At 66.5% G+C, this 12,908-nt stretch carries 7 protein-coding genes; all 7 read right to left on the reverse strand.

The genetic code is table 11. The features are described 5' to 3' along the window. The coding region (locus ACGFK0_RS29645) for an RHS repeat domain-containing protein (RefSeq protein ID WP_392910701.1) at positions 1-4,202 on the reverse strand (4,202 nt) is incomplete at its 3' end. Between the two features lie 98 nt (positions 4,203-4,300). Then, positions 4,301-7,753, reverse strand: a complete 3,453-nt coding sequence (locus tag ACGFK0_RS29650) for a LamG-like jellyroll fold domain-containing protein (protein WP_392910703.1) — start codon at positions 7,751-7,753, stop codon at positions 4,301-4,303. A gap of 785 nt (positions 7,754-8,538) precedes the next feature. After that, a complete protein-coding gene (locus tag ACGFK0_RS29655) occupies positions 8,539-9,438 on the reverse strand; it encodes a septum formation family protein (protein ID WP_392910706.1) in 900 nt (299 codons plus the stop codon). A gap of 1,047 nt (positions 9,439-10,485) precedes the next feature. Continuing rightward, entirely contained in the window at positions 10,486-10,854 is a 369-nt protein-coding gene (locus ACGFK0_RS29660; RefSeq protein ID WP_392910708.1) for a helix-turn-helix domain-containing protein, read from the reverse strand. Next, positions 10,851-11,219, reverse strand: a complete 369-nt coding sequence (locus ACGFK0_RS29665) for a type II toxin-antitoxin system RelE/ParE family toxin (RefSeq protein WP_392911054.1) — start codon at positions 11,217-11,219, stop codon at positions 10,851-10,853. Before ACGFK0_RS29665 ends, ACGFK0_RS29660 begins: the two co-directional genes overlap by 4 nt. Positions 11,220-11,488: 269 nt before the next feature. Further along, on the reverse strand, positions 11,489-12,067 hold the full coding sequence (locus tag ACGFK0_RS29670) for a GNAT family N-acetyltransferase (RefSeq protein ID WP_392910711.1): 579 nt from the start codon (positions 12,065-12,067) through the stop codon (positions 11,489-11,491). Between the two features lie 71 nt (positions 12,068-12,138). Beyond that, a complete protein-coding gene (locus tag ACGFK0_RS29675; RefSeq protein ID WP_392910714.1) occupies positions 12,139-12,858 on the reverse strand; it encodes a TetR/AcrR family transcriptional regulator in 720 nt (239 codons plus the stop codon). Positions 12,859-12,908 lie beyond the last annotated feature (50 nt).

Raw genomic sequence — 12,908 nt, forward strand, 5'->3', positions numbered from 1 at the left:
GCGGTGTCGTAGGTCCAGGACGCTAGGAGGGGTCCGTCGGCCGCGCCTTCGCGGGTGGCGGTCTTGCGGCCCAGTCCGTCGTAGTCGGTGAAGACCTTCTTGCCGCGGGCGTCGGTGGTCGAGGTGAGGCGGTCCAGGTCGTCGTAGGTGAAGGTGATGGTGCCGGTGTCGGGGTCGGTGGTTGTGGTTTTGCGGCCGAGGAGGTCGTAGGTGCTGGTGAAGGTGTTGCCGGACGGGTCGGTGACCGTGGCGAGCAGCCCGGCGGGGCTGTAGGTGTAGTGGGTGGCGTCGTAGTCGCCGGTCGGGGTGGCGGCCTTGTACTGGCGGCGTTCGATCACCTGCCCTTGGGCGTTGGTGATCTGGGCGGTTGGGGTGGCGCCGGCGGGTGGGGTGACCGAGACGCGGTCGCCGCCGCCGTAGGTGTAGGTGGTGCGCCACAATTCCGCGTCGGGTTGGGAGCCGTTGCCGGTGGTGAGTTTCTCGAGGGTCTTGCGGCCCAGGCCGTCGTATTCGGTGCGGGTCTGGGTTTCGACCTGGCCGGGTGTGCCGACGCCGAACAGTTCGGTGCTGGGTGCTCCCTCGGCCGCGTAGGGGGCGTAGGTTTTGACGACTTGGCCGCGGTTGTCGTAGAAGGTGTCGCTGATCAACCGTCCTGTCTGGCCGGGCACCTGGGCTTGGCGGGGGCGTAGCCACCCGTCCAGCAGTTTGATCCCCGATAGCCGCTGTCCGCCGGTTGCGGTCAGCGTTGTGGTGGTGACGGCGACGATCTGGTTCTCGGTGACGCGGTATTCGTACTCGTAGTTGGGATTTTGGTCGTTGGCCTTGGACTGGTTGGGCAGCCATACCTTGGTCAGCCGGCCGAGCGGGTCGTAGGCGTAGTCCGTGCGCTGTCCCCAGTTGGACTGGTCGATGGTGGTGATCGGGACGCCCCATGCGGGGTCGAGGTGCTGCACCGCGGTCAGTGCGGTTGAGGAGTCGCCGGGTTTGGCGGGCGGGCTGGTGGTGGTGATTTGGGTGTTCAGGCCCTGGGTGTCGACGTAGGCGGTGGTGGCGGATTGACCGGCGGCGTCGATGACCTTGGTCGTCCTGCCGTAGTCGTCGTAGACCGTCGCGGTCTGTGCGACGTATCGAGGGGCGCCGCCGTCGTATTCGGCGAGCTTCTCGACCTTGGTGACACGGCCCTTGGACGGGCCGGCGCCGAAGGCACCGTTGTCGTAGTAGGTGCGCACGTCGGAGAGGATCTGAGCAGGCCGGTCGGGGGTGACGGTGCAGGCCACCGAGACGGTCTCCAGCCGGGAGGGGAACTTCGCCATCCAGGCGCCGGTGTTGTCGGCGTAGCTGGTGCGGGTGCATTTGTCATCGCTGGGCGTGCTGGTGTCGCCCAGGTCGTTGACCGCGATGGCTCTGCCGACGCCGGGGCCGGAGTCTTCGAAGGTGTTGTCGGTCTTGGTCTCGGTCCAGCCGCCGCCGTCCTTGACGGTCCAGGTCCGGGAGGTGTCGGTCGCGGTAACGTTCGCCGTCGTGGTTCCCCAGGAGCGGGTGCGTGACGCGGTCTGGATTCGCCACGGGGTGTTGACCGTCTTGGAATGGATGCTGCCGCCCGGCCCGGTGTACTGGACGGTCTTGAGGGTGAACCCGGCATGGGCGCTGTGGTCGGTGTGGGTGCCGCCCTCGCCGTCGGAGACGGTCACCGATTTGGTCCCACCGGCCTTGGTCTTACGGTCGCCGTCCATACCCCGCAAGTAGTAGGTGTCGGCCTGGGTGGAAGGGGTGTTATAGGAGCCTGTGAGGGTGCGGACGTGGCCGTAGCCGCGCCACTGCGACCATGTCTTGTTCTTCTCCTTGGTCAGCCCGTCATCGTCGTCGAAATGCCAGGCCGCGCCACCCAGGTACTCGTACTTGGTGGCCATGTCCGGGGACAGTCCGGTGCGGTCAGTCTGGATCACCGAGTTGACCACGTATTTGTGGAACCAGTCGGTGATCGGGTCCTCCCGACCCGGGGGTGTCCAGATCACCGGCATGCACCGGGTGGTGTTGGTCTCCGGCGTCGGGAGGTTGCTCAGCGAACAGTCAGGATCGGAGTAATCTATGTCGATCTGTCCACCGGACTCATCAGAGATCGTGCCGACCCGGTACCGGACGTAGGGCAGGATGTCGTCGCCGGTCTTGTCCAGCCGGTTGGCGAGTTGGACTTGTTGGAACTTCACCTTCGGCAGCATGGTCGTGGTGCCATCGGCAGCGTGGCCGGTGTGTTGGATTTCGTCCAGCAGCAGGTCACGTTCGACGTCAGCCAGCCCCCAGGAGTGGTTCATCGACCACGAATCCACGGGCCGGTACCCCGAACCGTCGCTCTTAATGATCTGGGTAGTGACCTGGGTGAGCCGTTTGCGGGACCAGAACGTTGGCGCTAGAGCGCCGTGGGTTTCCTTGCATTCCTGCCCGGCGTCGCAGTGCAGGTCCCAAGGAACGTCCCACCACTTGTCCGGGTTCGTTCCGATCTTGGACGGGTCGCAGTCGAAGGTCGCGTTGGGGATGCAGCGTTCGGAGGTGGTGAAGGTGACCTGTGCGGGTGCCTTGGCGAACAGGGCGTCCTTGCGCAGCCCGTAGGAGATCGTCTTCAAGTACCCGCCGCGCACGTACGGGGTCTCGTCGGCGGCCTTGAGGTTGCGGCCGTAGTGGTTGATCTCCTGGCCGTAGGTGTAGTTGATCGCGTTCCCGCCCGGGTCCACGACATAGTCCAAGTTCCAGCGGTAAGCCTGCTGACACCAGGACGCGGCAAACGACGACCCGTGACACGGTTCGCCGGAGTCGTCACCGAACACCGGGACGGTCCACGTCGATTTAGTCTCCGGTTTTCCGCTCACCCAGCCCGGAAGTCGGTTGAGGCCGAAGAAGTACTGGATCCCGTCGGTGGTGGTGACCTTCCAGTACTCCCCATTGTCGTCACCATTGCTGTTCGAGGAGCTGGTCAGCCTCTCGAATTTGGTGCCGTCGTCATTCTTCATCCGCCAGGTGCCGTCAGAAGCCTTGATCAGCTCCCCGCCCTTGCCGGCCCAGGTGACGGTGGCGTTGTCATAGCCCCAACACTGGTCCGCGGGATCGTTGCCCCATTCATCTGTGGGGGCCCCGTCTTCCTTACACGACTTGTAGCGCCGCTCGATATATCCCGGCCACAGATCGAATCCCTCACCTAGCCAGGACGGCTGCCCGTTGGAGTTGGCGGTCCGACCATCCACACTGCCCGAGGAGTAGGAGACTGCGACCTGGGGTGTCAGCTCGCCAGGCACAGGTGGCACCCGCATCGGATACGACCAGGTGAAATCCCCGCTGTTCCCGCCAGCCTGCCAGGTCGCCGACGCCTCCAGCGACGTCGCCCCGTAATCACCCTGCGAACTGTCAGATCCGGCTGCCGCGACCAGCAGTGTGGCGTTCTGCCCCGTGGCGGTCACCGCCGCCGATCCCGAGGGGGCGGCCGGGGCGGCCTCGACCTCGGCGGTCAAGGTTTTGGCCGCGCCGTCGTTGGTAGCCGTCACCGGCTTCGGGGTGCGGCACTGGGGCTTGTTCGGCGTCGTCAACGCGCACGCGGGCAATTCCATCAGCCGCAACCGGGCGCCGTACGCGCCACCGAACGCCTGCACGAACTCCGAGTAATCCAGCCGAAGCTTCACTCGCCCCGGCGCGGCGGCATCGGTGCGGGCCACCGTGAACGCCAGCCCGTCCACACCTGCTCCGCGGGCCGTTCGCCGGTCCAGGACCTGCACCTGTACCCGCTGCGCCGGCGGCACTGACCTGGCAGCACGCTTCCGCCCGCCAGGCGCCAGAATCTCGATCGGGAGCTCGCCCACTTCGCCTTCGTCGCCATCAGAGCCCCTGCTGCTGCGGGCCTGGCCCGAGGCGGACGGCACGTCCACCTCGGCCGCAGCGGGCTTGGGCCACGCCGCCCTGGCCGCCGGGCCAGGCTTGGCCGGGGCGGCTTTCCGTGGCCGCGCTTTCAGGGACCGGCCGTCTACCACCCGCTCGTGGTCTTCGACCTTGGGTCGCTCAGAGTTCGGCGGGTCGGCCAGCGCCGGCGGGACCGACACCAGCCCGGCCGCCAGCGCCACCGCCGTCACGATCGCGACGGCACGGGCCGACCGCCGCGGTTCGAGTACCAGCGTCCGACGACGGAACGTAACGCGGCCTGCCTTCACGACATCCTCCACAGAGCGGGTCCCTCAACGGGCACACTCGGCATGCATCAAGTCCAAGATGGGTTCGCCCGAAGGGCCGCCACCCGGAAATATGTGGCGGCCGGGTGCGGTCAGGGTCCGGTTTTGGTGGGGAGTTCCGTGTCGACGGCGAGACCGGCGACCTGCTGTGGGGTCAGCGCGGCCTGGTAGGCCCACACGTCGTCGACTGCATCCGGCCAGAACTCGGTGCCGTCAGGCGCACCGAACTTGTTGCGGCCTACCTGCAGGCCGCCGTTGTTCTGCGCTTTGAAGGGGAACACCTGGTCCTCCTGCGATACCCCGCCGGATGTTTCTTCGAGTTGCCCGTTGACATAAAGACTGACCCGATGCCGCAGCGCGTCATACACCACCGCGACATGAACCCAATTCCCCATGAGGAACCGGGAGTGAGAAGCGACCAGCGTAGTGGCGGCCGCATCATCGGAATTGCGCATCACGACCTGCCATCCGCCTTGCTCGACCGGATCCTCTCCAGGCACGTACCGCAACGCGAACACATTCGCCTGGGAACCGGGCTGGGAGAACACCGTGGCCGGCTGCTGCGGGCGCCCCATGTTGCGCACCCACCCTGCGATCGTGAAACTCTCGTCCGTCCAGACCGGCGGCGCCGGGGTCTCGGCGAACGCCTGGCCGGCGCCCAGCATCAGACCCGCCGGCGAGGTCCCCCACCCGAAGCCCGCATCCGGCGCAAGGACCGCACCGTTGTGGAACTGCAGGTCGGGGGCATCTTCAGGAAACGGGTCCGCCTGGCCGTTGGTGTTCAGCATCCACCGAGCCTTGAGCACGGGATGCTCGGCCACCATGTCCTCGGCTTCCTTGGCGCCCAGGATGCGGTCATAGACGTGCACGTCGTCGATCTTTCCGGGCCAGTAGTCGACCGGAACACCGGCGTACTTGGCCCGTCCGATCTGCAAACCGCCGGTGGCGTTCCAGGTCAATGTCACTTCAGGACTATCGATCCCCTTCTCGCCGTTCACATAGATGCGCAGCCGCTTGGCCACCGCGTCCCACACCCCGACCAGGTGCGTCCAGGCCCCGGCATGCGCCGGCCGCGCCGACGTGGCCTGGTACCAGCCGGACTGATTGGTGTCGTACGCGGTCTTGGCGAACACCCACTTCTGCGTACTCTTCACATACTTCAGATAGAACCCGCTGAAGTAGTTTCCCTCCGCGGACAGCACCGTGAAGTCGTTGTCCGGATCGGATGCGTCCACCCAGACCCACGCCGACACCGAGAAACTCTCGCTCGTATCCATGACCGGGCTGTCAGTAGCGGCGTATCCGGTGGAACCGTCCAATTGGACCGCCTGATCGACGTGGCCGACGGTGCCCGCCGTCACGCCCCCGTGTACGGCCGCCGAAACGGCCGGTTCACCAGACCGGGTCACCGCCTGCAACGTGGTCGCACCGGCCGGTTCGTCCAGCTTGAAACTGGCCAGCGGAGCCGAACCGGCGTTCGCACGGAACTCATAGGACACGGACGGACCCACCTGGCTGGAAGGCGCCAGCGCCTGCACCGTCAAGATGTTGGGGCCCAGGCGGGTCGGCGCGATCTGCACCTGCCGCGCCGCACCGGCGGTGGTGGTCACCGTCGTCAACGGCTCGCTGTTCAGGGTGATCTGGAAGCGGTCGGCGGCACCTTCAGGGTCGGAGATGGTGAACGTCCCGGCCTGGCCCACACCACCGTGCGCAGCGCCGTCCTGGGGGTAGTCGGCCGAGGAGATGGTCGGCTCCCCGGGCTTCGCGGGGTCGTAGTAGAAGTAGCAGCCGGTTTGGGCGCCGGCGTAGCTCCACGGGCCCCACTGCTCACCGTCCCAGGCCCGCACGCCCCAGCCGATCTTCGTGCCCTGCGGAATCGTCGAGGGCACCTCGACATCGAACTTGCTGTTCGTGGCCTTTGGCCCCGTCAACGCCGACGTCCATTTTTCGCCCCAGTCCGACCCGTCGGGGTTGTTCGCCCAGTGCAACGTGAACTGCCCCTGCACCTTGTTTTCGTCCTCGTCGTCAGGATCCCTCAGATAGGCGTACAGGGTGGAGAAGTCGTTGACCGTCTTGGCCTCGCCGCTGGGCAGGCACTTGGTGCCCGGGTCGGCGTACATCGTGTCGGTGTCGGGCTGCAAAGGCGGGTTGTTGTACTGCACCTTCAGATACGCGTCATCAGCGAACCGTTTCCACCACGCCATGCCCGACTCGCTATAGGCTTTCAACCCGAGCGTGATCGTGCTGTGACCTTTGTTGACCGCGTCCTGTACATGCGCGCGCAGCTTCGACCCGCCGAACTCCACCGGCGTCTTGGAGCAGTACGCCACATCCTGCGAGGTCAGATGCTCATCCCACACCGAGGAGCTGTTGGTGTTGTTCCACGTCGCATACGACTGCAACGTGTTCGTCCGCCACAACTGCACCGAAGTCGGATTGCTGCAGTTGTAGGCGTAGGTCTCGAACGCGGTGAACTCCACGTTCTGGATGTAGCGGCCCTTGATCGCCGGCAGCGACATTCGGAAGAACAGCCGCTTGGTCTGGTTCTTCACACAGTTGGGGTCATCGGCCACCTCGCAGCGGCCCATCCCCTCGGTCGACTTTCCGGCGAATTTGTAGTACGACTGGTCCGGCCAGCCCGAGGACACCATCCCCCAACTGGACGCCTTGTACGTCGCCCACACGGGATCGATGTACACCGGGAACCTGGTGTCCGGCGCCGTCAGCAGCCCCTGATCCGGAGTCAAAGTGAGATTGCCGTTCCCGACGGCCACATCGATCGGCGCGATCTTGGCACCCTCCGCCGGTTCCTCGGTCGGCTCTGCCTCCGCCTGGACGCGGGACTGCGACGTCGCCCCTGCCTGGGAGGAGTCCCACATCTTCGGGGACGGCGCCTCGAACACAGCTGCACCCGAACCCGGGTCGGTGGCCTTCAACACCCCGCTGCCCGGCTCCTCACTCACCGCAAGGCGGGTGGTCGACATCGCCATCACCAACTCGGCCACCATCGGATTCGTGGCCGCCGCGGCGGTCTTGACCACCAGCACATGCGCGAACCCGTCCGCCCGCGCCCGCAACCGCAAATCCACATCCGGGCCCGCCACACCCTCATAAACGGCGGTGTCACCGTCCAGGGTCGGCTCGGGCAATGCCTGCGACCACGACAGCGCCAACGTACGACCCGCCCGGGTCAACTGCACCATCGGGCCGTTCCCTCCACCGGAGAACTTCAGCCCGACCGTCGTCGCACCCGGAACCACCACGTCCCCCGAACGACGCAAAGTGGTATCAATATCGACCCATTCACCGCCTTGACGTGCACGAATAGGCTGCACACGCTGTTCGATCTCGATACGGCCGTTCGGCAGGGCCCGTACAGTCCGGGTCTCGCCACGCCGGGAGGCGATCTCCACCGCTTCACCGGTCTGTTTGGCCGTGGCAAGAGCCTCCTTCTCGCTCGCCTCGACTCTCGGCTCATCAGCGTGAGCTGCGGGCTCCCGCATCACTAACCCGGCCGGAACCTGCAGGAATCCGGCGACCAACACCAATGCCAGAACACGGGCCAACCAGGCGGGGCGCCGCCACAACAACGAACGAGAAACCGATGTAGACCGGCATGCCACACCGCGACCCATGTGAATCCCAAGGCGTGAAGGGTTGTTAACCGCTTAAAGGTAACTCGCCGGCCGGCTGCCGAGAAGACCAGCTGATGATCTACCTTTTGTGATCTACCTCACGGTTTTCGAAGGGATATACCAAAGCGCTTGATCGCCTGCCCTGGGCTCTTGATACCTCCGCTCAACACTCAGTGACCTTGCGCACGCGGAGCAGAATTGCGGTCCTGTATTTCGGAGGATACTGGGCATCCGGAAAGGGCGATCAGAGGTCGGACCACATAGGTTTTCCGCCGTCAACCGCAGAAGACGCCACGATTGACTGAGGGCATCTCATCGAAACCGATCCGGACAAGGAAGCTTTCCATGTCACAAACAAGCCTCTGAGTGCGTAAAGGCGATCAGGATGCTGACCTGTTTATGAGAGGCGGTGCTGGTGCTACGGCGGTTCAGGACCGGACCGACACGGCTCTGCTCGGCGGTGACGACCGGGTATCGAGGCAACCGCCCACCGCTGTTTCGTCGAGGCGATCGAGGTGCTCGCCGCCCAGACCGCTGGCATGCACGCCGCACTGCAGCCGGCCCCGACGTCGGGTGCCACACCTTGCCGCCGAGACGGCGGCCTACGCCGCTGTCCGCCGCCGTCCACAAGCCGGTCGGCTGACACCGCAACCTCGGGCGAGGCCCGCAGGATGAGTGCCGCAGCCAACCCGTCCTCACTTCGGGATCACTGAGCGGGTGAGTGGGCCGTTCTTGTCGGCGACCAGGCAGACGGCATACTTCTCCCCGCTCCCCCACTCCCGCAGGTTGGGCCCACCGATGCGCAGCAGCAGATGCGCCGGCGGGTTCCGACCGAAGATACGCCGTGCCCGCTCGGCACAACGGGCGTAGACCTTCACCTGGTCGGGAGCCTTCTTGCCCTTCAGTGTGAGCCTCGCGAAAACCTGGACCTCGTGCTTCTTCGTGCACTCGACGACGTCCACCACACCCGTATCCCTCCAAGTTCCAACACACTGGCCCGTGACCAGCAAGGACAGGGAATGCCAAACCCCCTGGAGCCGGAAGTTCTTCGGCCCTCCGGTGTAGCGCAGGAGACACGTCACGGCCCGCTCGCCGCTGTCCCACGCCTTCTTGTCCGGACGGGCGACGACCAAGGTGAACTCGTCGTCACGGCCGGCCGCGTACAGCGACGACGCCTGAACCCGGCACGCCTTCTCCCCCTCTGCGGCCAGCCGCCCATCACCGGGGTAGTCAAGGATGGGCAGGTCCGGCTTGGCGACGACCTCTCCCTGGTGAGAACTCGTGCACGGCACGGCTCGCGCGAAGAACTTCGTTCCCGCCTGCCGGAAGTCGGTGAAGCAGTCCTCGTCCGCCAGGGCCGAAGCCCGTGGCCCCTCCACTTCTCGAGCAGAGGCCTCCTCGTCGTCGTCTCCGCCGGCGGCGATCAGTAGAAACGTCGCCGCGACAAGCCAGACGCCGGACACCGCCAGGGCGGCGACGGCGAGCCCCCGCCCCTTCTCACCACGCCGGCCCGCTTGGACGAGCGCGGCGACGGCGAAGCCGACTGCGAACGCCACCAGGCCGGCGGCACCGGTGACCAGCGCGATGATCGCCAACCGGTTCGTCCGGGTGAGCTCGGTGGGCGGGGCGGGAATCGCGGGTTCAGAAACGTCGTCAGTGTCAGGTGGCATCGTCACACGGGGAGCTTATGACGGCAAGATCACAAACCGGGCGCGAACACGCGCCATAGAGCCTGGCGCACCAGCGGCTACACGCCCGACGCCGAGGCAACTGCGGCGTAGCAGCCCCGCCCAGACGTCAGGAGCTCCGCAGGTGGGGCATGGGCGCCGCCGTCCGGCGATCGTCGGATCCATGTGCGAGAGTGCCCCCGTGTCCGCCGGTCCAGTCGGATGGGCGGGGCGAGCGCATCGACTGGAACGACCCATTGGAGCACCTCTTGCCCGACAAGTCCGAGGGTTCACCGGCCGGATCCGGCGGACGCAGCACAGAACCCGGCACCGCGGAGAACGCGAGAAGTACGGCAGGCACGTTGCCCCTGGCACTTCGGGAGAAGCTGGACCGCTTCCGCAGCGCGGCGCTCGAATCCGGGATTCCGTCCGAGGACGTGGAGCGGTGGCTGGAATTGGCCCGCCGGCGCGTCAATCTGACGACAAAGGCGGAAGGGCCGCCTGTGGGCCGCCTCGGAGGTCCGGTGATGCTTCCGCCCGATCTCCGCGTTGCCGCGTTGGACGGGGACCTCCCCGAGCACCTCATCGCGACCATCGATCTCGCGGCCCTGCCCGAGGAGGCGACGAACCTCCCATTGCCCCGCGACGGCCACCTTCTGCTGTTCGCATTTCCCGACCTGGACGGTTGCGATGGGTCGGCGGTGTACATCCCCGCCGGTACAACCGTCCAGGTGCGCCATGTGCCCGACCACCACTTATATACATCGAATCACCCGCCCCCCCACGGACGGCACCGACCGCGTAGCCATCCGACACGGCCATCGTCCCCGCGCCGAAGTCATCCTCTACACCCGCGCCGAATGGGAAGCCTTCCTCGCCGGCGTCCGCAACGACGAGTTCGGCTTCTTCACCTGGGCGACTACCCCGGAACCACGCCGTGAATGCCCGAACAGTCCCGGCGCCGCGGGGACCAGGTCATGCGGCGGAGGTGCGGCCGTGTCTGGACGACGCTCCGGGGCCAGACTCTTGGTGGGGCGTGAAAACGAAGGTGGAGTCGCCGTTGTCGAGCCGGATGGTCAAGGAAGCGTCGAGTGCGCCGGCGAGTCGAGTGAGCAAGGCCAGGGTCGGTACGGAATCACCGCCTTCGATATTCGAGATCTGGGGCTGGGTCATGTGCGCGCGGTGAGCCAGGTCGGTCTGGGAGAGGCCGAGTGCGACGCGGCGGTCGTGGACGGCCTGGCCGAGCGCCAAGGCGTGTCCCGCCTCGACGTAGGCAGAGGATTCTTCGACCTCCTCGCCCAGGAGCCTCTTGGTCTGGCGGGTCTTCCACTGCGAGTGATTCACGACGCTTCCTCCTTGCTCCTGTCGTAGGTGTGCTCGGCAGGGTCGTGCTCGGTTTCACACACCTTCTGCGCATGTCGGGCCCGTTCGATCTCCGTTCCTTCGCGTTGCCGGGTCTTGCGGAACACCGTAAGCAACACGATTCGTTGCTGCGGGCCGAGCCAGTAGGTGATGCGGACACAGTCGCCGTCCAGGACGAAGCGTAACTCCCGCACCTTGCCGCCGAGGTGCCGCGAGTACGGCTCGCCGAGTGTGGTCGGCTGTGATGCGAGCATGTCGGCCGCCCGTTCAGCCTTGTCGTAGTGCCGGTCACTGAGGAGTTCCAACCACTGCCGAACCTCTGGTTCGATCTCGATACGCCATGGCATGCTCACGCTCTGATTATACAAAAATCTATATAAGCTGGCTGGTGGACAGCAGTGTTCAGGCTTCTCCTTCCGTGTGCTTCGGACAGGAGACACCGCCGGACGCAGAGGCCGGTCGCCCACGCCACGGGGCTACAGCGCCGGACCCTCCCGGGCGGGTCATGGACCAATGCCTCGACACAAACGTGGCAGCTGCGGTGGGACGACCTGCCCAGCGAGCACCCCGGCGAGTTCACCCAGGCGGCAGAACAATGCGTTTGAACAAAGGTCTTCTAGGGGGACTGGGCCTCAAGGGGTGCGGCCGATGAACGCCGGCGATCGTCCCTGTCGATGCGGTAGATGACGTGGGCGGGGTCGTCGATGGGGTTGTCCGGGGTGAGGTCGCCTTCGGCCACGCGTCGCAGTCCGGCCTTCTCCAGGGCCCGCCAGGACGCGCGGTTGGCCGCCACGACCGGCACGATCACGCAGGTCGCGTCCGGGTAGTCGTGCCAGGTCCGCTCGATCATCGCCCGGATCATCCGCGTCCCGTGGCCGCGTCCGACGAGGTCCGGTTCGCCGATCAGGTAGTCGATGCTCGCCGCTCCCTCCGGGACGGTCACCACCGGAGCCAGTTCGTCCAGGTATTCGGGGTAGTCGGCCAGGCGGCAGCGTTGGACCAGGCCGAACGGGCGTCCGTCCACAAGTGCCAGCCAGTCTTCGGAGGGTTCCTCTCCCCGGGCCGAGGCGCCGAAGTCGCGTGCGACGCCTTCGGGTGAGGTGTCGTGGTTCCACCAGCGCGCCACGTACGGTTGCCGCAGCCAGCGGCCGAGCAGCGGGAAGTCGTCCTCGGTGACGCGCCGCCATGTGATCACCAGTCGATGGTAATCCGCGGCGCGTGTCGGTGGCGGGGTCCGCGGGCGCCCGCTCAGTCGCGGGCGTTCGCTCAGTCGCGGGCGGGCGGGGTGTAGGTGAGACCGAGCGACGGGACTATCTCGGCGAGCATCAGCTCGAACATGGGCTCGGCGTCGTCGAGGGCGAACTCCAGGTGGCCGAAGACGTCGAGGCTGACGCCGCCCTGCAACCTGATCCAGCACTTGAGGAACTGCTGGATCACCCCGAGCGGCAGGTCGACGCCGGCGACCTCGTCGCGGTAGCGGGCGAGTTGCGGGCGCAGGGCGGGGTCGATCTCGTCGTCGGACGCGATGGGGAACGGCTTCTTGTTCCACAGCTCCAGGAACAGGGCCATGAACGTCCAGCCGAATCTGCGGGCGCACTCCTCGGCGAAGTCGCTCTCCTCCCGGTGGCCGGCGCCGCGCACGGGGGCGCCGAACAGCAGCGCGTACTCGCGGGGGTGCGCCAGCGCCCAGCGGCGGAACCTGCGTGACACCTCCAGGAGCTTGCGGCTCAGGTCGCCGGGCGGGACGGCCTCCATCGAGGCGTGCAGTTCGCCCGTCAGCTCGGTGAAGAGGTCGCCGACGAGGTGCCGCAGCAGCTCGCCGTGGCTGCCGAAGTAGCGGTAGAGCGCCGGCGCGGTCATCCCCATGTCCCGGGCGATCGCCCGGAGCGTCACCGCCTCGGGGCCCTCCTTGACGAGGATCCGCCGGGCGGTCTCGGAGATCTCCTTGACCGTCGCAGCGCGCAGCCGATCACGCCGTGTTCCCACTACGCCGCCCTCTTTCTGGTCCCTGCCGGCCTCGTCGGCCCGCGTCCGGC

Source organism: Spirillospora sp. NPDC048823 (genome assembly GCF_043198445.1).
In the GTDB taxonomy this organism is placed as follows: domain Bacteria; phylum Actinomycetota; class Actinomycetes; order Streptosporangiales; family Streptosporangiaceae; genus Spirillospora.

Coding starts and splice junctions, on each gene's coding strand:
- ACGFK0_RS29665 (WP_392911054.1), bottom strand. CDS start 11,219: ATGCCATGGCGTATCGAGATCGAACCAGAGGTTCGGCAGTGGTTGGAA.